The organism is Burkholderia sp. BCC1644, from assembly GCF_902833225.1.
GTDB lineage: Bacteria > Pseudomonadota > Gammaproteobacteria > Burkholderiales > Burkholderiaceae > Burkholderia.
The window spans coordinates 96,779-116,184 of the sequence record NZ_CADFEI010000021.1; the positions used below are offsets into that span (position 1 = coordinate 96,779).

18 protein-coding genes and 1 tRNA gene are annotated in these 19,406 nt (G+C 66.2%); 9 read left to right on the top strand and 10 right to left on the bottom strand.

The features are described 5' to 3' along the window. The first annotated feature begins 145 nt into the window (after positions 1-145). The 8 genes from HWX87_RS31840 (at position 146) to HWX87_RS31875 (ending at position 6,884) form a co-directional block, all read left to right on the top strand. A tRNA-Pro gene (locus HWX87_RS31840) sits at positions 146-222 on the top strand. A 142-nt stretch (positions 223-364) separates the two neighbouring features. Next, positions 365-1,657: an HlyC/CorC family transporter gene (locus HWX87_RS31845; RefSeq protein WP_176050926.1), complete on the top strand. Its 1,293-nt coding sequence runs from the start codon at positions 365-367 to the stop codon at positions 1,655-1,657. Between the two features lie 82 nt (positions 1,658-1,739). Next, positions 1,740-3,017 (top strand): ATPase, T2SS/T4P/T4SS family, encoded by a 1,278-nt coding sequence (locus HWX87_RS31850; RefSeq protein ID WP_176050927.1) that lies wholly within the window; start codon positions 1,740-1,742, stop codon positions 3,015-3,017. Next, positions 3,014-4,225 carry a type II secretion system F family protein gene (locus HWX87_RS31855; protein ID WP_176050928.1) on the top strand — a complete coding sequence of 404 codons (1,212 nt, stop codon included), beginning with the start codon at positions 3,014-3,016 and terminating at the stop codon, positions 4,223-4,225. The genes HWX87_RS31850 and HWX87_RS31855 overlap by 4 nt, the downstream gene beginning before the upstream one ends. A 46-nt stretch (positions 4,226-4,271) precedes the next feature. After that, positions 4,272-5,183 (top strand): A24 family peptidase, encoded by a 912-nt coding sequence (locus tag HWX87_RS31860; RefSeq protein ID WP_176050929.1) that lies wholly within the window; start codon positions 4,272-4,274, stop codon positions 5,181-5,183. 1 nt (position 5,184) lies between these two features. Beyond that, positions 5,185-5,793, top strand: coding sequence for a dephospho-CoA kinase (gene coaE / locus HWX87_RS31865; RefSeq protein ID WP_176050930.1), 609 nt, complete (start codon positions 5,185-5,187; stop codon positions 5,791-5,793). A 109-nt stretch (positions 5,794-5,902) separates the two neighbouring features. After that, positions 5,903-6,658 carry a cell division protein ZapD gene (gene zapD / locus HWX87_RS31870; RefSeq protein ID WP_034186363.1) on the top strand — a complete coding sequence of 252 codons (756 nt, stop codon included), beginning with the start codon at positions 5,903-5,905 and terminating at the stop codon, positions 6,656-6,658. Positions 6,659-6,683: 25 nt separating this feature from the next. Further along, positions 6,684-6,884, top strand: coding sequence for a DNA gyrase inhibitor YacG (locus tag HWX87_RS31875; RefSeq protein ID WP_174386149.1), 201 nt, complete (start codon positions 6,684-6,686; stop codon positions 6,882-6,884). Positions 6,885-6,944: 60 nt separating this feature from the next. On the opposite strand, the gene HWX87_RS31880 is transcribed toward HWX87_RS31875, so the two are convergent. The 4 genes from HWX87_RS31880 to secA form a co-directional block, all read right to left on the bottom strand. Next, complete coding sequence (locus HWX87_RS31880; protein WP_039353126.1) at positions 6,945-7,388, bottom strand: NUDIX domain-containing protein; 444 nt, start codon at positions 7,386-7,388, stop codon at positions 6,945-6,947. Then, on the bottom strand, positions 7,385-8,254 hold the full coding sequence (locus tag HWX87_RS31885) for an ATP-binding protein (RefSeq protein WP_176050931.1): 870 nt from the start codon (positions 8,252-8,254) through the stop codon (positions 7,385-7,387). Before HWX87_RS31885 ends, HWX87_RS31880 begins: the two co-directional genes overlap by 4 nt. Positions 8,255-8,273: 19 nt before the next feature. Further along, complete coding sequence (argJ, locus tag HWX87_RS31890) at positions 8,274-9,515, bottom strand: bifunctional glutamate N-acetyltransferase/amino-acid acetyltransferase ArgJ (RefSeq protein ID WP_176050932.1); 1,242 nt, start codon at positions 9,513-9,515, stop codon at positions 8,274-8,276. Between the two features lie 143 nt (positions 9,516-9,658). After that, entirely contained in the window at positions 9,659-12,457 is a 2,799-nt protein-coding gene (gene secA / locus HWX87_RS31895) for a preprotein translocase subunit SecA (protein WP_176050933.1), read from the bottom strand. 256 nt (positions 12,458-12,713) lie between these two features. Here secA and HWX87_RS31900 point away from each other — a divergent pair, with 256 nt between their 5' ends. Beyond that, positions 12,714-13,190 (top strand): DUF721 domain-containing protein, encoded by a 477-nt coding sequence (locus HWX87_RS31900; protein ID WP_176050934.1) that lies wholly within the window; start codon positions 12,714-12,716, stop codon positions 13,188-13,190. Positions 13,191-13,271: 81 nt separating this feature from the next. Here HWX87_RS31900 and lpxC read toward each other — a convergent pair whose 3' ends face one another. The 6 genes from lpxC to HWX87_RS31930 form a co-directional block, all read right to left on the bottom strand. Beyond that, the gene (gene lpxC, locus HWX87_RS31905; RefSeq protein WP_176050935.1) at positions 13,272-14,189 is read right to left on the bottom strand and encodes a UDP-3-O-acyl-N-acetylglucosamine deacetylase; all 918 of its coding nucleotides are present in this window, start codon (positions 14,187-14,189) and stop codon (positions 13,272-13,274) included. Positions 14,190-14,429: 240 nt separating this feature from the next. Further along, positions 14,430-14,936 carry a peroxiredoxin gene (locus tag HWX87_RS31910; protein ID WP_176050936.1) on the bottom strand — a complete coding sequence of 169 codons (507 nt, stop codon included), beginning with the start codon at positions 14,934-14,936 and terminating at the stop codon, positions 14,430-14,432. 188 nt (positions 14,937-15,124) lie between these two features. Then, entirely contained in the window at positions 15,125-16,321 is a 1,197-nt protein-coding gene (gene ftsZ / locus HWX87_RS31915) for a cell division protein FtsZ (RefSeq protein ID WP_021159911.1), read from the bottom strand. 111 nt (positions 16,322-16,432) lie between these two features. Beyond that, positions 16,433-17,665: a cell division protein FtsA gene (gene ftsA, locus HWX87_RS31920; RefSeq protein ID WP_006487138.1), complete on the bottom strand. Its 1,233-nt coding sequence runs from the start codon at positions 17,663-17,665 to the stop codon at positions 16,433-16,435. A gap of 26 nt (positions 17,666-17,691) precedes the next feature. Beyond that, positions 17,692-18,444, bottom strand: coding sequence for a cell division protein FtsQ/DivIB (locus HWX87_RS31925; RefSeq protein WP_176050937.1), 753 nt, complete (start codon positions 18,442-18,444; stop codon positions 17,692-17,694). 19 nt (positions 18,445-18,463) lie between these two features. Next, positions 18,464-19,405, bottom strand: a complete 942-nt coding sequence (locus HWX87_RS31930) for a D-alanine--D-alanine ligase (RefSeq protein WP_176050938.1) — start codon at positions 19,403-19,405, stop codon at positions 18,464-18,466. Position 19,406: the final 1 nt, after the last annotated feature.

A 19,406-nucleotide genomic window follows, 5' to 3' on the forward strand; every position in this document is an offset into this window, starting at 1 on the left:
CGCACGTTCGACACGGGGAAATCACCTGTCTCGAAAATTTTCTTCTCCAAGGTCTTCCCTTTCTGAAGAAACGTCGTTATAGTTATGTTCTTGCTCGACGACGCAGCGGTCTTGAAGAAGACTGTGAAATCGGAAGAGTCCAAATCGGGGTGTAGCTTAGCCTGGTAGAGCGCTACGTTCGGGACGTAGAGGCCGGAGGTTCGAATCCTCTCACCCCGACCAGATTTGTAAAAAACCGTGCACCATGTGCACGGTTTTTTTTTGCCCGGCCGCCGCAGGCCCCTCGTGTCGCGCACGACACATCGCGGTCGCCGGCCTCTGCTATATTCCCTCCATCCCTGTCCTTCACTGCCCATTCCGACGCGTGGACCAAATTCCCTTATGGGCGCAAATCGGCGCCGTCTTCCTGCTTCTCCTCTGTTCCAGCTTCTTTTCGATTTCCGAGACCGCGATGATGGCGCTCAACCGCCATCGGCTGAAGCATCTCGCCGGCCAGGGCGCGCTCGGCGCGAAGACCACGCAAGGCCTGCTCACGCGCACTGACCTGCTGCTCAGCGTGATCCTGATCGGCAACAACCTGTTCAACACGATCATCCCGGTCCTGACGACGTCGCTCGCGCTGCATACGTTCGGCCGCAACAACCTCGCGCTGTCGATCGCGACCGGCATCGTCGCGTTCCTGATCATCGTGTTCGCGGAAATCGCGCCGAAGATCGTCGGCGCGACCTTCCCCGAACGCATCGCACTGCCCGCGAGCCTCGTGATCGCGCCGCTGATGCGCGTGTTCAAGCCGGTCGTCTGGTTCGTCAACGCGCTCGCGAACGGCGTGCTGTGGGTGCTGCGCATCAACACGAAGAAGGGCCGCGACCAGCGGATGTCGGCCGACGAGCTCAGGGCCATCGTGCTCGAGTCGAGCAGTTTCATGCCGACCAAGCACCGCAGCATCCTGCTCAACCTGTTCGACCTCGAGAACATCACGGTCGACGACGTGATGGTGCCGCGCCGCCAGATCGAGTCGCTCAACTTCTACGCGCCGCTCGACGACGTCCTGCACCAGCTCGAGACCTGCTATCACAACCGGCTCGTCGTCTACGAAGGCGACATCGACAGGGTGCTCGGCGTGCTGCACGTACGCAAGACGCTCACCGCGCTGCACAACCAGGAGTTCGACCGCGAGACGCTGCGCACGCTGCTCTCCGAGCCGTACTACGTGCCGTCGGGCACGCCGGTGGTCCAGCAGCTCCAGTTTTTCCAGGAAACGCGGCAGCGGACCGCGCTCGTCGTCAACGAGTACGGCGAGCTCGAAGGGCTCGTCACGCCCGAGGACATCATCGAGGAACTGATCGGCGAATTCACGACGTCGATGCCGCGCAGCGAACGCGCGGGCGGCTGGGACGAGAACGGAGAATGCATCGTCTCGGCCAGCATGCCGCTGCGCGAACTGAACCGCTGGCTGCACCTGAAGCTGCCGACCGACGGGCCGAAGACGCTGAACGGACTGGTGCTCGAAATCCTCGAGGAAATTCCGGAAGACGACGTGTGCCTGAAAATCGGCGACGTGATGCTCGAGGTGATGCGCAGCGACGATCAGGCCGTGCGCACCGTCAAGCTCTTCAAGCCGCGCGGCTCGCGCACCGCACGCGCCACCGGCCGCTAGCCGAACGGCTGACTGCCGGCGCCGCCCGCGACGCGCGACCATCTGCAGGTCACGTCAACAGGCGGCCAGCGTGCCGGCTCACATGCCCATCCCTCCTCCCGGGGCACCGCTGCGCGCGCAGCCGTCGCCCGCCCGCGCCGACGCGCCGCCTGTCGCCGCGCCTCACGCACTCGATGCGGCCCAGCTCGACGATGCGCCGGCCGTGCGGCTGCTGACGGACACGCTGCACGCGGCACGCGTGCGCGATGCATCCGACATCCACGTCGAACCGTTCGAAACCGGCTGGCGCATCCGCCTGCGCATCGACGGCATGCTGCACAACCATGCGCAGCCGCCCGTCCACCTGCGCGACGCGCTCGTCACGCGGATCAAGGTGCTCGCGCGCATGGACATCGCCGAGCGACGGCTCCCGCAGGACGGCAGGCTGCGCATCGCGATCGACGGCGGTACGCGCGGCGACTACCGCGTCAGTTCGCTGCCGACGCTGTTCGGCGAAAAGCTCGTGCTGCGGCGCCTCGAAACACTGCCACCCGATCTCACGCTCACGCGTCTCGGCTTCGACACGCAGCAGGCCGCCGCGATGGAGGCGGCGATACGCGCACCGCACGGCCTCGTGCTCGTCACGGGCCCGACCGGCAGCGGCAAGACGCTGTCGCTGTACTGCGCACTGCAGATGCTCGATCGCGACGCGCACAACGTCTGCACGGTCGAGGATCCCGCCGAAATCCAGCTCGACGGGATCAACCAGGTCGGCGTCGCCGACAAGGCCGGGCTCACGTTCGCGACGGCGCTGCGCGCGCTGTTGCGGCAGGATCCGGACATCATCATGGTCGGCGAGATCCGCGACGCGGAAACGGCCGACGTCGCGATCAAGGCCGCGCAGACCGGCCATCTCGTGCTGTCGACGCTGCATACGAACGACGCGCCGGCCGCGATCGCGCGCATGCTCGATATCGGCGTCGCGCCGTACAACCTCGCCGCCGCGCTGCAGCTCGTCACCGCGCAGCGCCTCGTCCGGCGCCTGTGCGTCGCATGCCGTGTCCCGTCGGATGCACCGGCGCACGTGCTGCGGGAAGCCGGCTGCGACCCGGCGGCGCTGGCAGACGGATGGCGGCCGTTCGTCGCGCGCGGCTGCGCCGCCTGTCACGGGATCGGCTATCGCGGCCGGATCGGGCTGCATCAGACGATGCCGGTCTCGCCTGAATTGGCCGAACGCATCGTCGCGCGGGCAAGCGTCGGCGAGCTCGCGCAATGCGCGGCGGCCGAAGGCGTGCGCAACCTGCGCGACGCGGCATTCGCCCGCGTACGGGACGGCACGACGAGCATCGCGGAGGCCGTCGCCGCCACCCCCGCGGTATGAACATGCGCACGCCGCCGCGCGAAACCCGCTTCGCCTGGCGCGGCCGCCGTCGCAACGGCACGCTGCGCCACGGAACCGTCGTTGCCTTCGACGCCGCAGCCGCGCGCGCCACGCTCGCGCGCGACGGCATCGCGGTGCTGTCGCTCGACGTCCGCGGGCCGGCCCGGCCGCCGACAGCCGGTGCCCGCGAGGTCACGCGTTTCACGCGCCAGCTCGCGAGCCTGTTGCAGGCCGGGCTGCCGCTCGCACCGTCGCTCGAGATGCTCGCGCGTACACGATCGCGCGACGGCCTGCCGCGCATCGCGGCGGGCCTCGCCCGCGAGATCGTCGGCGGCCGGCGCTTCGCCGATGCGCTCGCACGCTATCCGTCGCAGTTCGGCACGCTCTATCGCCAATTGATCGAAGTCGGCGAAGCGTCCGGATCGCTCGGCATCGTGCTGACACGCGTCGCGGAACACCGCGAGCGCGCCGACGCGCAATGGCGCAAGCTGCGGACCGCCCTCGCGTATCCGGCTGCCGTCATCCTGTTCGCGCTCGCAATCTCGGCCGCGTTGATGGTATGGGTCGTGCCGACGTTCCGGCAGATCTTCGACGGTTTCGGCGCGGCCCTGCCCGCGCCGACCCGAGCACTGCTCGCGCTCTCCTCCGCGTTGTCGGCGTGGGGCGGCATGCTCGTGGCCGGCGTTGCGGCAGCGGCGCTCGCCGCGCATCACGTGCTTCGCCGGTCGGCGCCGTTGCGCCATGCAGTCGCGCGGCACCTGCTGCGCGCTCCGCTCGCAGGCAGCGCGCTCGAGCGGTACGCGGCCGCGCGCTGGTGCCGTTCGCTCGCGACGCTGCTCGGCGCCGGTGTGCCGCTCGCCGACACCTTCGCCACGCTCGAGCGCACGGCCGGCCATCCCGTGTTCGCGCACGCCACCGCTCACATCGCGGCACGCGTGTTGCGCGGTGCACGTCTCGCCGATGCGATGCAGTCGGCCGGCTGCTTTCCGGACGACGTCGTCCAGCCGATCGCCGTCGCCGAGGAAACCGGCACGCTCGACACGATGCTCGCCGACATCGCCGCGCTGTGCGAACGCCAGCTCGACGCGCGTCTCGATGCGCTCGCCGCGCTTGGCGAACCGCTGATCGTGATCGTCCTGGGCGCGCTCGTCGGCGGCCTCGTGATCGCGATGTATCTGCCCATCCTTCAGCTCGGCAACGTGGTGTAGCATCGCAACCGATTCTGTCGCCTTTTAAGTCCGAACCGTGAGCCTCATGACGCCCGTGCCCCTGTCCGCCGTTCCCGATTCGCCCGAGCGCACGCTGCTCGCGCTGGCGATGCTGCCGCCCGCGCTGCAGTACGCGTTCGCGGTCGTCATCGGCCTTTGCATCGGCAGCTTCCTGAACGTGGTCGTGCACCGGCTGCCCGTGATGATGCAGCGCGCGTGGCAGGCCGAGATCGATGAGGCGACCGGCAACGCCAGCGCCGCGCCCGACGACGGTTATCCGCCGCGCTACGACCTGTGGCGCCCGCGCAGTGCCTGCTCGCATTGCGGCCACGTGTTGCGCGCATGGGAGAACATCCCCCTCGTCAGCTATCTGATGCTGCGCGGGCGCTGCCGCCGCTGCGGCCACGCGATCGGCATCCGTTATCCGCTCGTCGAGCTCGCGTGCGCACTGCTCGCCGCCGGCTCGCTCGCCGCGTTCGGCCCGACGGTCGCCGCGCTCGCTGCGTTCGCACTGTGCGCCGCACTGCTCGCGATGAGCGCGATCGACATCCGCACCGGCTACCTGCCCGATTCGATGACGCTGCCGCTGCTCTGGGCAGGGCTCGTGCTGAATCTCGGCGGCACGTTCACGTCGCTGCGCTCGGCCGTGATCGGTGCGATGGCCGGCTACCTGTTCCTGTGGTCGATCTACTGGCTGTTCAAATGGTTGCGCGGTATCGAGGGCATCGGCTTCGGCGACCTGAAACTGCTTGCCGCACTCGGCGCGTGGATGGGCTGGGCCGCGCTGCCGCAAGTCGTGCTGTTCGCCGCGGTGACGGGCGCGATCGTCGGGCTCGTCGCGACCTGGCGCGGCCGCATGCGCTTCGAGGAGCCGATTCCGTTCGGCCCGTTCCTCGCGGCCGGCGGCGTCGCGACGCTGTTTTTCGGCACGCCTTTCTATTTCGCGCTCGGAGGCTGACATGTTCGCAGTAGGACTCACGGGCGGCATCGGCAGCGGCAAGACGACCGTCGCCGACCTGTTCGGCGCTCGCGGCGCGTCGCTCGTCGATACCGATCTGATCGCCCACCGCATCACCGCTCCCGGCGGCCTTGCGATGCCCGCGATCGAACAGGCGTTCGGCCACGGTTTCGTTGCCGCCGACGGCTCGCTCGATCGCGCGAAGATGCGCACGCTGATCTTCAGCGACGACGATGCGCGCCGGCGCCTCGAAGCGATCACGCATCCGCTGATCCGCGCGGAGACCGATCGCGAAGCACGCGAAGCGCAGGGCCCGTACGTGATGTTCGTCGTGCCGCTGCTCGTCGAGTCAGGCAACTGGAAGACACGCAGCGATCGCGTGCTCGTCGTCGATTGCCCGGTCGAAACGCAGATCGCGCGCGTGATGCGGCGCAACGGCTTCACGCGCGAGCAGGTCGAAGCGATCATCGCGCGACAGGCAACGCGCGAAGCCCGTCTCGCGGCGGCCGACGACGTGATCGTCAACGACGCGGTTACGCCCGATGCACTCGCCGCCCAGGTCGATGCACTGCACCAACGCTATGTGGCGTTCGCGGCCGCCGCGCACTGAGCATCGCGCGCGATCGTGATGGTGTACGAAATTGGCGCGTTGCTAGGGTAGAGAGTGAGCATTAGAATGTCCTGCATTGTTTCAATCCCTACCCAAGAGGCGAGCGCGCTTGATTCTTTACGAGTATCCGTTCAACGAGCGAATTCGCACGCTGTTGCGCCTCGAAGATCTCTTCGAGCGCTTCGCGTTCTTTTTGGCTCAGGAGGACCCGCGTGAACACCACGTCGCGCTGACGACGCTGTTCGAAATCGCCGAGGTAACGGGCCGCGCGGACCTGAAATCGGATCTGATGAAGGAGCTCGAACGTCAACGCCAGACGCTCGCCCCCTTTCGCGGCAATCCGGGCATCGAGCAGAACGCGCTCGAGGCCGTGCTCGGCGAAATCGAGCAGACGCTGGCCAATCTCGCGCAGATGCAGGGCAAGACCGGCCAGCACCTCGTCGACAACGAATGGCTCGCCAGCATCCGCAGCCGTGCGGTGATTCCCGGCGGCACGTGCAAGTTCGACCTGCCGTCGTACTATGCGTGGCAGCAATGGCCCGCCGAACAGCGGCGCCAGGACATCGCGAAGTGGATCCTGCCGATGCTGCCGCTGCGCGACGCCGCGTCGATCGTGCTGCGGCTCGCGCGCGAATCGGGCCAGGCGTCGAAGGTGATGGCGATGCAGGGCAGCTATCAGCAAATGCTGTCGGGCCGCACCTACCAGCTGATGCAGGTACGCGTGCCGCCGGAGCTGCGCGTCATTCCCGAAGCGAGCGCCAACAAATACATGCTGTGGGTACGGTTCACCATGCAGGACGGCGATGTGCGGCCGCGCGCGGTGGACATCGACGTGCCGTTCCATCTGACACTGTGCAATCTGTAACGGCCGCGTGCCGGATCGCTTTCGTATGACTACCGTTGTGAAATGCCCATCGTGCGGCGCCGAAGTGCGCTGGACACCTGAAAATCAGTTCCGCCCGTTCTGTTCGGCCCGCTGCAAGCAGCTCGACCTCGGCGCATGGGCCGCGGAAAAGTACCGGATCGGCGGCGCTTCCGACGAGGGCCCCTCGTCGGAAGAAGACGGCACGGACGGCCGTCGCGACAGCTGAGCGGCGGGCGGCACAGCCCGCCTGCGATATGGCCCGCCTTTTCTGCAGGCCGTCACGGCGTCAGTTCGACGCCGCTTCCTTCTCGAGCAGTTCGAGCACCGGCAGCGCCGCCGGCAACAGCGGCGCAACGGCGACCGGCAGTTGCTGCCACACGAACGCCTGCCCTTCCTTGCTGTGCGGCTCGCCCGTCCAGCCCGTCACCTTGCAGAAATAAAGCCGCACGTACGCATGCGGATAATCGTGCTCGAGCGTGTGCCAGCGATGGCTGGCCGTGACCTCGATGCCGAGCTCCTCGTGGAGTTCGCGCGCGAGCGCGTCCTCGACGCTTTCGCCGGCCTCGAGCTTGCCGCCCGGAAACTCCCAGTAACCTTCATACGGCTTGCCCTGCAGGCGCTGCGCGAGCAGGTAGCTACCGTCCGGCTGGACCATCACGCCGACCGCGACTTCCGTCACCTTGCGGCCATCCGGTGCGCGCACGGCGCCTTGTGCGAGATCCGCGCTCATGCCTGCTCCTTGCGGCCCGACCAGTCACGCGCGAACTGCCATGCGACGCGCCCCGACCGCGAACCGCGTTCGAGCGCCCACACGAGCGCATCACCACGCGCGGACTCGATCTCCGCGTCCGGGCAGCCGAAGTGGCGCAGCCAGTGCGCGACGATGCCGAGATAATCGTCCTGCTTGAACGGATAGAAGCTGACCCACAGGCCGAAGCGCTCCGACAGCGAGATCTTTTCCTCGACGACTTCGCCGGGGTGAATCTCGCCATCCGGGAGATGCTTGTACGACTCGTTGTCGCTCATGTACTCGGGCAGCAGATGGCGGCGGTTCGACGTCGCATAGATCAGCACGTTGTCCGACTGCGCGGCGATCGAGCCGTCGAGCGCAACCTTCAGCGCCTTGTAGCCCGACTCGCCTTCCTCGAACGACAGGTCGTCGCAGAACACGATGAACCGCTCGGGACGCTGCGAGATCAGGTCGACAATGTCGCCGAGATCGTGCAGGTCGTCCTTGTCGACTTCGATCAGGCGCAGCCCGTCCTGCGCATACGCGTTCAGGCACGCCTTGATCAGCGACGACTTGCCGGTACCGCGTGCGCCGGTCAGCAGCACGTTGTTGGCTGGCTTCTGCTGCACGAACTGCCGCGTGTTCTGCTCGATCAACCCTTTCTGGCGATCGATGTTGTGCAGGTCGCCGAGCGTGATCGACGACACGGCCGGCACCGGCTGCAGGTAACCGCGCCCCTGGCGCTTGCGCCAGCGGAATGCGTGGGCGGCGTTCCAGTCGACGGCCGCCGGCGCGGGCGGCAGCACCCCCTCGAGACGGGCGAGCAGCGCTTCGGCGCGCGTCAGAAACTGTTCAAGCTTGTCCATGTCGTTCGAACGGTCCCGATCAGGAGCGGTAATCCGCGTTGATGCTCACGTAATCGTGCGACAGGTCGCACGTCCAGATGGTGGCCTGCGCGTCGCCGCGGCCGAGCAGCACGCGGATCGTGATTTCGCTCTGCTTCATCACGCGCTGGCCGTCCTCTTCCTGGTAGGCCGGGTTGCGGCCGCCTGCCTTCGCGACGAGCACGTCGTCGAGATAGAGGTCGATCTTGCCGACGTCGAGATCCGTGACGCCCGCGTAGCCGATCGCCGCGAGAATCCGGCCAAGGTTGGGGTCGGATGCGTAGAAGGCCGTCTTCACGAGCGGCGAATGGCCGATCGCATAGGCGATCTGGCGGCATTCGGCGACGTTCTTGCCGCCTTCGACCTGCACCGTCATGAATTTCGTCGCGCCTTCGCCATTGCGCACGATCAGTTGCGACAGCACCTGCGCGACTTCCGTCACCGCATCGCGCAGCGCCGCATAGGCCGGCGAATCGGTCGACGTGATGGCCGGCAGCGTGCTCTTGCCCGATGCGATCAGGATGAACGAGTCGTTCGTCGACGTATCGCCGTCGATCGTGATGCAGTTGAACGAGCGATCGGCGACTTCCTTCACGAGCGTGTCGAGCACCGGCTGAGCGACGTTCGCGTCGAATGCGAGGAAGCCGAGCATCGTCGCCATGTTCGGCTTGATCATGCCCGCGCCCTTGCTGATGCCCGTCAGCGTGACCGTATGGCCGTCGATCGCCACCTGGCGCGACGTGGCCTTCGGCAGCGTGTCGGTCGTCATGATCGCCTGCGCGGCGTCGAACCAGTTCGCGGCCTTGCGGTTCGCGAGCGCGGCCGGCAGGCCGGCCTTCAGGCGATCGATCGGCAGCGGCTCGAGGATCACGCCGGTCGAGAACGGCAGCACCTGCGCCGGCTCGATGCCCGCGAGGCGAGCGAGTTCCGTGCAGGTTTCACGGGCGTTCACGAGGCCCGGCTCGCCGGTGCCGGCGTTCGCATTGCCCGTATTCACGACGAGCGCGCGAATGCCCGCGCCGCCCGCGCGCACCTTCGCCAGATGCTCGCGGCAAACGGTGACCGGCGCGGCGCAGAAACGGTTTTCGGTGAACACGCCCGCGACCGTCGCGCTTTCGTCGACGGAGATGACCAGCACGTCCTTGCGATTCGGCTTGCGGATATTCGCTTCCGCCCAGCCGAGCGTGACGCCGGCGACGGGATGCAGTTGGGCGGGATCGATCGACGGAAAATTGACAGCCATGGGGCACACCTGCCGGATGGAAAATGCCGGCATGCGCCGGCATCGATTGGAAGAACCGGCGGCCGCACGCGCGGGCCGCCGCAACTCGCATCAGTGACTCGAAGCTGGAACGAAGCGGCACGCGTGACGCGCGCCGCCGTCGATCATGACAGCTTCCCGTGACATTGCTTGTACTTCTTGCCGCTGCCGCACGGGCACGGGTCGTTGCGGCCGACCTTCGGCATTTCGCCGCCGGGGCCGCTGTGCGTCATCGCGCTGCCGACCATGTCGGCCGTTGCCGTGGCCGCAGCGGCAGCCGCGACGTTCGCCACCGGCGCACCGGCTTCCGCGTAGTCGGCGTGCTGGTACTCGACATTCTCGAGATGACCGGCGCGCTCCTCGATCTGCTCGGCGGCTTCCTCGAGCTGTTCCGGCGACTGGATCTGCACGTTCATCACGACGCGCGTGACTTCCTGCTTGATCGCCTCGAGCATCGCGGCGAACAGTTCGAACGCTTCGCGCTTGTATTCCTGCTTCGGATTCTTCTGCGCATAGCCGCGCAGGTGGATGCCCTGGCGCAGGTGGTCGAGCGCCGCGAGGTGTTCGCGCCACAGGCGGTCGACCGTTTGCAGCATCACCGAGCGTTCAAACGCGCTGAACGATTCGCGGCCGACCATCGCGACCTTGCTCTCGTACTGCTCGTCGGCGGCCGTCATCACGGCGTCGAGAATTTCCTCGGCCGTGATCGACGACGACTCGTTCACCATTTCCTGAATCGCGAGGTCGAGCTGCCAGTCGTTGCGCAGCGCTTCCTCGAGCTCGGGCACGTCCCACTGCTCCTCGATGCTGCCTTCCGGCACGAACTGGCGAACGACTTCGGTGACCACGCCGTGACGCATCGCGGTGATCGTCTCGGTGATGTCGTGCGCTTCGAGCAGTTCGTTGCGCTGCTGGTAGATCACCTTGCGCTGGTCGTTCGACACGTCGTCGTATTCGAGCAGCTGCTTGCGGATGTCGAAGTTGCGCGCTTCGACCTTGCGCTGCGCGGATTCGATCGACCGCGTGACGATGCCGGCCTCGATCGCCTCGCCTTCCGGCATCTTCAGGCGATCCATGATCGAGCGCACGCGGTCGCCCGCGAAGATGCGCAGCAGCGGATCGTCGAGCGACAGGTAGAAGCGCGACGAGCCCGGATCGCCCTGACGGCCCGCACGGCCGCGCAGCTGGTTGTCGATCCGGCGTGATTCGTGGCGCTCGGTGCCGATGATGTGCAGGCCGCCCGCGGCCTTCACCTGCTCGTGCAGCGTTTCCCACTCGTCGTGCAGCTGCTGGATGCGGCGCGCCTTTTCGTCGGCCGGGATCGCGTCGTCGGCCTCGATGAATGCAGCCTGCTTCTCGGCATTGCCGCCGAGCACGATGTCGGTACCGCGACCGGCCATGTTGGTCGCGATCGTCACGCGGTTCGGACGGCCGGCTTCCGCGACGATCGCCGCTTCACGCTCGTGCTGCTTCGCGTTCAGCACTTCGTGCGGCAGCCCGGCCTGCTTCAGCAGGTGCGACAGCAGTTCGGAGTTCTCGATCGACGTCGTGCCGACCAGCACCGGCTGGCCGCGCTCGTAGCAGTCGCGGATGTCGCGGATCACCGCGTCGTAGCGCTCCTTGGCCGTCTTGTAGATCTGGTCCTGCTTGTCGATCCGCTTCGGCGGACGGTTGGTCGGGATCACGACCGTCTCGAGACCGTAGATCTCGTTGAATTCGTATGCTTCGGTGTCCGCGGTGCCGGTCATGCCGGCCAGCTTCGCGTACATCCGGAAGTAGTTCTGGAACGTGATCGAGGCGAGCGTCTGGTTCTCGCTCTGGATCTTCACGTGCTCCTTCGCCTCGACGGCCTGGTGCAGGCCGTCGGACCAGCGGCGGCCGGCCATCAGGCGGCCCGTGAATTCGTCGACGATGACCACTTCGCCGTTCTGCACGACGTAGTGCTGATCCTTGTGGAACAGCGTGTGTGCGCGCAGCGCCGCATACACGTGGTGCATCAGCGTGATGTTCTGCGGCGCGTACAGGCTCTCGCCCTCACCGATCAGGCCCCATTCGGAGAGCAGGCGCTCGGCCTTCTCGTGGCCCGATTCCGTCAGGAACACCTGGCGCGCCTTTTCGTCGAGCGTGTAGTCGCCCGGCTTCTCGACGCCCGTGCCGTCGGCCTTCTCTTCGCCGATCTGGCGCTCGAGCAGCGGCGGCAGTGCGTTCATCCGCACGTACAGCTCGGTGTGATCCTCGGCCTGACCCGAAATGATCAGCGGCGTACGCGCCTCGTCGATCAGGATCGAGTCCACTTCGTCGACGACTGCATAGTTCAGGGCCCGCTGCACGCGCGCGTCGGTCTCGTAGACCATGTTGTCGCGCAGGTAGTCGAAGCCGAACTCGTTGTTCGTGCCGTACGTGATGTCCGCGGCATACGCCTGCTGCTTCTGGTCGTGCTCCATGCCGGACAGGTTGATGCCGACCGACAGACCGAGGAAGTTGTAGAGGCGCGCCATCCATTCGGCGTCGCGCTGCGCGAGGTAGTCGTTGACGGTCACGACGTGCACGCCGCGGCCGGCCAGCGCATTCAGGTACACGGGCAGCGTCGCGACGAGCGTCTTGCCTTCGCCGGTGCGCATTTCCGCGATCTTGCCGTAGTGGAGCACCATGCCGCCGATCATCTGCACGTCGAAGTGCCGCATCTTCAGCACGCGACGGCTGGCCTCGCGACAGACCGCGAACGCTTCGGGCAACAGCTTGTCGAGCGACTCGCCGGCCGCGACCCGCTGACGGAATTCGTCCGTCTTGCCGCGCAACTGGTCGTCCGTCAGCTTCTCGATCTGCGTTTCGAGCGCATTGATCGTCGTGACGGTCTTTTGGTATTGCTTGACGAGCCGCTGGTTGCGGCTGCCAAAAATTTTCTGGAGAAAACCGGTTGTCATCGGATCGGATCCTGCGTCGCAGCACCGGCGCCCGGCGCGTGTTGCGCGCCCCGACGCCCGAGCCTCGGCGGCTTAGCGAATTAGTGGACTCAAACGTCGAATTTTAGCACGCGGGGAGGCGTGCGCCCGTGTCTCGGCGGGACGGGTACTGCACGCCGACGGCCGGGCTGGCGGGACAAAAGCCGCCCGGGTACGGGCCGGCGCGGGTACAATCGACGGCAACCTCCGCGCGCGTGCGCGCCCGAAGAATGCCTCGATGAACCGATTTTCCAAGCGTTTCGGCCCGCTCGCCGCCTATCGTCCGCAACCCGTGTCGGAAGTGCTCGGCCGCACCGACGCGTTCACGGCGCTGCGCGCCGGCGTCGAGCAGATCGCATCGCTGCAGCGCGACCTCGCCGCGCTCCTGCCCGAATACCTCGCGAATCATGTCGAACCGGGCTTCATCAAGGACGGCACCCTGACCCTCTTTGCCGCGCACAATGCGCTGGCTGCCCGGTTGCGGCAAGTCGAGCCGCGGCTCCTCGGCGATCTCCAGAAGCGCGGCTGGGCCGTCGCGACACTGCGCGTACGCGTGCGGCCGAAGGACGCGCCGGAACCGCCTCACGTGAAGCAGGCGCGGATGACCTCGGTCGGCGCCGCCGCGTTGCGCGATCTCGCCGCTCACCTCGAACCGTCGCCACTGCAGGACGCGCTTGCGCGCATGGCCGCCCGGCACGGCGCGAAGCCGCGTTGAAGGCACCGCTCTCCGGCAGCGGCCAGCCAACAAAAAAGCGACCCGAAGGTCGCTTTTTTTATCGCTTGCGCTGAACACCGGTTACGCGAAGGCCGTCTGCGCGTCGAACGCGAAGCCCTTCGGCGCAGCCTGCGGATCCTCGAACGTCACGATCTCGTACGCGTCTTCGTGCGCGAGCAGCTCGCGCAGCAACGCGTTGTTCAGGCCGTGACCCGACTTGTACGCGGTGTACGACGCCAGCAGCGGATGACCGATCACGTACAGGTCGCCGATCGCGTCGAGCATCTTGTGCTTCACGAATTCGTCGTCGTAGCGCAGCCCGTCGTTGTTCAGGATGCGGTACTCGTCGAGCACGATCGCGTTGTCCATGCTGCCGCCGCGCGCCAGGCCGATCTCACGCAGCATCTCGGCTTCGTGCGCGAAACCGAACGTGCGCGCACGCGCGATCTCGCGCACGTACGACGTGGTCGCGAAATCGACTTCGAGCTCCTGGCCCGTCTTGTCGACGGCCGGGTGACGGAAATCGATCGAGAACTTCAGCTTGAAGCCGAAATACGGATCGAGACGCGCGAACTTGTCGCCGTCACGGATTTCGACCGGCTTCTTCACCTTGATGAAGCGCTTCGGCGCGTTCTGCTCCTCGATGCCGGCGGACTGGATCAGGAACACGAACGTAGCCGCGCTGCCGTCCATGATCGGGATTTCCTCGGCCGTCACGTCGACGTACAGGTTGTCGATGCCGAGGCCAGCACACGCGGACATCAAGTGCTCGACGGTCGACACGCGCACGCCATCCTTCTGCAGCACCGACGCGAGCCGCGTGTCGCCGATCGACATCGCCGACGCGGGAATGTCGACCGGCGTGGGCAGGTCGACACGTGAAAAGACGATGCCCGTGCCCGGTGCGGCGGGTCGGAGCGTCAACTCGATCTTGTGGCCCGAGTGGACACCGATACCCACGGTCTTGACGATGGATTTGATGGTGCGCTGCTTCAACATGGTGTTCTTCGTCGTGATTGAAAACATCAATCAGGAGTTAAATTTGATAGACGGGATTATAGCGTAATTCCCTATTCAACGCTGTTTGAAACTGCGTATCAATCTGTTTCGACAGTTTACCCGCGCCGATACGGGACGGGCCGATGCCCGGAACGGAGGCGTTTCCGGTCATCAGCCCGTGTTACAACTGCCCTGAGGCCGGTGAGCAGCGTTGCCGGCAGGCAACGGCGCACCGCACGATCAGGACGTCAACGTCGCGAGAACACTCGCCGCATCGCTCACTTCGAATTTGCCCGGCGCCTCGACGGCCAGCGTCTTGACCACACCGCCGTCAATCACCATCGCGTAGCGCAGGGAACGAATCCCCATGCCACGCGCGGACAAATCCTGCGTCAGCCCCAGCGCATGAGTGAAAGCCGCGCTGCCGTCCGCCATCATGCGCACCTTGCCCGCGGTGTGCAGATCACGTCCCCATGCGCCCATCACGAATGCGTCGTTGACGGACACGCACCAGATCTCGTCGATACCCGCCGCGCGCAATTGCTCGGCGTGTTCGACGTAGCCCGGCACATGCTGCGCCGAGCAGGTCGGTGTGAAAGCGCCCGGCAATCCGAAGATCACCACCCGCTTTCCCGCAACCTGGTCGCGCACGCTGCAGGCGTTCGGCCCCAGCGTGCACCCGTCGCGCGCGTCGTCGATGAACTCGAACAACTGCGCGTCGGGCAGCGCGTCGCCCACTTGAATCATGGCTGGTCCCTCATAGCGATACGGTTTTTCAGCGTGTTGCGGACAGCACGGCCCATCCCGCCTCGCTCGAGCGAAGAGGGCACGTTTCCCGGCCCGGCGTCGCAGTCGACGCGGCCTGTCGTGGTCCGTAGCATCCGTCACGCCGGCGATACCGCGGCAGTTTCGCCGCGGCTTCGCCTGTGTTTGCGTCAGTCAGCCTGCTTGCGCAGGAAAGCCGGGATGTCATACGTGTCGACACCCTTCTCCTGCAGCGCCTGCACGTGCGATGCCGCGGTTTCGCGCGAATTGCGCCACACTGCCGGCGTATCCAGCGCGCCGTAGTCTGCCGTGCTGACGTGATGGGCCGGTGCATAGCCGTGCGACACCGCGCTGACCGGCTGGTTGTCCGTACCCGTGCGCAGCAGCGTCATCGGTGCCGATTGCTGCTTCTTCGCCGCACGGCCCAGACCCGTTGCCACGACCGTCACGCGCAGTGCATCGCCCATTGCGTCGTCGTACACCGCACCGAAGATCACCGTCGCATCTTCCGCCGCGTAGCTCTTGATCGTGTTCATCACTTCGCGCGTTTCCGACAGGCGCAGCGAACGGCTCGACGTGATGTTGACCAGCACGCCGCGCGCGCCCGACAGATCGACGCCTTCGAGCAGCGGGCTCGCCACGGCCTGTTCCGCCGCGAGGCGTGCGCGATCGACGCCGGCAACCGTCGCCGTGCCCATCATCGCCTTGCCCTGCTCGCCCATCACCGTCTTCACGTCTTCGAAGTCGACGTTCACGAGGCCATCGACGTTGATGATTTCAGCGATGCCTGCGACCGCGTTGTTCAACACGTCGTCCGCGCACTGGAAGCACTTGTCCATCTCGGCGTCGTCGCCCATCACGTCGAACAGCTTGTCGTTCAGAACGACGATCAGCGAGTCGACGTGATCCTCCAGTTGCTGCGAGCCTGCTTCGGCGACGCGCATGCGCTTGCCGCCTTCGAACTCGAACGGCTTGCTGACGACACCAACCGTCAGGATGCCCATCTCCTTCGCGATCTGCGCGACCACCGGTGCCGCGCCCGTGCCCGTGCCGCCACCCATGCCGGCGGTGATGAACACCATGTGCGCGCCGCGCAGTGCGTCGGCGATGCGCTCACGCGCTTCTTCCGCTGCCGCACGACCCATTTCCGGCTTCGCACCGGCGCCGAGGCCCGTGTTGCCAAGCTGGATCACCGACGATGCACGCGAACGCGACAGCGCTTGAGCGTCCGTGTTCATCACGATGAAGTCGACGCCCTGCACGCCGCGGTTGATCATGTGCTGGACGGCATTGCCGCCAGCGCCGCCAACGCCGACCACCTTGATGATGGTGCCGTTGGTCTCGGTTTCCAGCATTTCGAATTCCATGTTGCCTCCGTCAAGAGAATGACTGCTAATCGGCCGTTATTCGGCAGGAGATCGGGCAACCCCCTGTCGCGCGCCAGCCGCCGGCACCGGCGCGAATTTCAATTCGGTTGGTCAGAAGTTGCTCAGGAACCATTCCTTCATCCGCGAGAACACCTGCCCCGCGTTGCCGGACTGCACGGCGACCTTGCGGCCGCGCATGCGCTGGGCACTGCCTTCGACGAGCAGCCCCATCGCCGTCGAGTAGCGCGGATTGCGCACGACGTCGGAGAGGCCGCCTGCATATTCCGGCGCGCCGATGCGCACCGGTTTCAGGAAAATGTCTTCGCCGAGCTCGACCATGCCGGGCATCATCGATGCCCCGCCAGTAATGACCACGCCGGAGCTCAGCAGTTCTTCGTAACCCGATTCGCGCACGACCTGCTGCACGAGCGAGAACAGTTCCTCGACGCGCGGCTCGATCACGGCCGCGAGCGCCTGGCGCGACAGCGTGCGCGGGCCGCGTTCGCCGAGGCCCGGCACTTCGACCATTTCGTCCGGATCGGCAAGCGCCTGCTTCGCGATCCCGTAGCCGACCTTGATGTCTTCCGCATCCGGCGTCGGCGTACGCAGCGCCATCGCGATGTCGCTCGTGATCTGGTCGCCGGCGATCGGAATCACCGCGGTGTGGCGGATCGCGCCTTCGGCGAAGATCGCGATGTCCGTCGTGCCGCCGCCGATGTCGACCAGCACCACGCCGAGATCCTTCTCGTCTTCCGTCAGCACGGCCAGCGACGACGCGAGCGGCTGCAGGATCAGATCGTTCACTTCCAGCCCGCAACGGCGCACGCACTTGACGATGTTCTGCGCGGCGCTCACCGCGCCCGTCACGATGTGCACCTTCACCTCGAGGCGGATACCGCTCATCCCGATCGGCTCGCGCACGTCTTCCTGGCCGTCGATGATGAATTCCTGCGTGAGGATGTGCAGCACCTGCTGGTCGGTCGGGATGTTGATCGCCTTCGCGGTCTCGATCACGCGCGCGACGTCCGTCTGCGTGACTTCCTTGTCCTTGATCGCGACCATCCCGCTCGAGTTGAAGCTGCGGATGTGACTGCCCGCGATCCCCGTGAACACGTTGGTGATCTTGCAGTCGGCCATCAGCTCGGCTTCCTCGAGCGCGCGCTGGATCGACTGCACGGTGGCCTCGATGTTGACCACCACACCTTTCTTCAGACCCTTCGACTCGCTCTGGCCGAGACCGATCACCTCGTAGTGACCCTCGCCCTTCAGCTCGGCGACGATGGCCACCACCTTCGACGTGCCGATGTCGAGGGAAACCAGCAGATCCTTGTAGTCTTTGCTCATAAAGTGCTCTTGCGTGTGATCTCTCGTTACTTCTTGCGCTTGTCGGTATCGGTCAGGAACCGCATGCCTGCCGCGCGAATCGCGAATCCGTTCGGATAGCGCAGGTCCGCGTACTCGATGTCGTTGCCCCAACGCTCCGTGACCACCGGCCAGGCCGCGACCAGACGCTGGCTCCGGTCATGCAGCGATTCGCTGTTGCGTTCCTTGCCCAGCTCGACCTGCATGCCGTTCGACAGCTTCACCGTCCACGCGTACCGCGCCGACAGCGTCACTTCTTCCGGCGCCGCCTTCAGCGGCGCAAACCATTTCCCGAAGTCGCGATACCGCGTGACGACTTCCTTCGCACTGCCTTCCGGGCCGTCGAACGCCGGCAGCTCCTGCTCCAGCTCGCCCTGGTTCGCGGTGAACAGCTCGCCGTCGACGCTCACCAGTTGATCGCTGCCCCAGGTCCCGAGCGGTTTGTACTCCTCCAGCGTGACAGCCAGCGCATTCGGCCACACGCGGCGCACGCTCGCATGGCGCACCCACGGCATCTGCTCGAACGCGGCGCGCGCCGTATCGAGATCGACCGTGAAGAAATTGCCCTTCAGCCGGCCGACCACGCCCGCGCGCACCGTCGGCGAGTTGATGTGCTCGGTATCGCCGTCGATCCGGATTTCCCGCAGCGCGAACGTCGGGCGCTGGATCAGCCAGTAGCAACCGGCCGCCGCCAACACGAGCAGCAGCAGCGCGTACAGCGCGCTGGCGGCAAGGTTGAGTTGGCGAACGTTGTTCCACATACGTCGTTCCGTTCCTGCGTCAGTCGTTGAGCGTGAGCGACAGCACCTTCACGACCAGCTCCGAATAGCTGATGCCGACCGCGCGCGCGGCCTTCGGCGGCAGCGAGTGGTCGGTCATCCCGGGGGCCGTGTTCACTTCCAGGAAATACGCATTGCCGGCCGCGTCGAGCATGAAATCCGCCCGGCCCCAGTCGGTACAGCCGAGCACGTCGAACGCGCGGCGCGCGATGCGCTTCAGTTCCGCTTCCTGTTCGGCCGGCAGGCCGCACGGGATCAGGTACTGCGTGTCGTCGGCGACGTACTTCGCGTGGTAGTCGTAGAACTCGCCCGCCGGCACGATCTTGATCAGCGGCAGGTCGAGATCGCCGGCGATGCACGCGGTGTATTCACCGCCGCCTTCGATGCTCTTCTCGACGATCACGATCTTGTCGTGCGTCGCGGCTTCCTCGAGCGCGGCCGGCAGCGCGTCGGCCGTCTTCACCTTCAGCACCGCAACGCTCGAGCCTTCGCTCGCCGGCTTCACGAACAGCGGCAGGCCGAGCTTCGCGACGATGTCGGTCGCGCGTGCGGCCAGGTCGTCGCCGCGCATCACCGTCTCGAACGGCGACGTCGGCACGCCCGTCTGCTGCCACACGAGCTTCGTGCGGAACTTGTCGAGGCCGAGCGCCGACCCGAGCACGCCGCTGCCCGTGTAGCGAATGCCGTAGAAATCGAGCGCGCCCTGGATCTGGCCGTTCTCGCCGTAGCCGCCGTGCAGCGCGTTGAACGCGCGCACGAAGCCTTCGTCCTTCAGCGCCGACAGCGGCCGCTCGGCCGGGTCGAACGGATGCGCATCGACGCCCGCGTCACGCAGGCCCTGCAGCACGAGGCGGCCCGAGGTCAGCGACACCTCGCGCTCGGCGGATTCGCCGCCGAACAACACCGCCACCTTGCCGAAACGTTTCGGATCGATCCCGCTCATG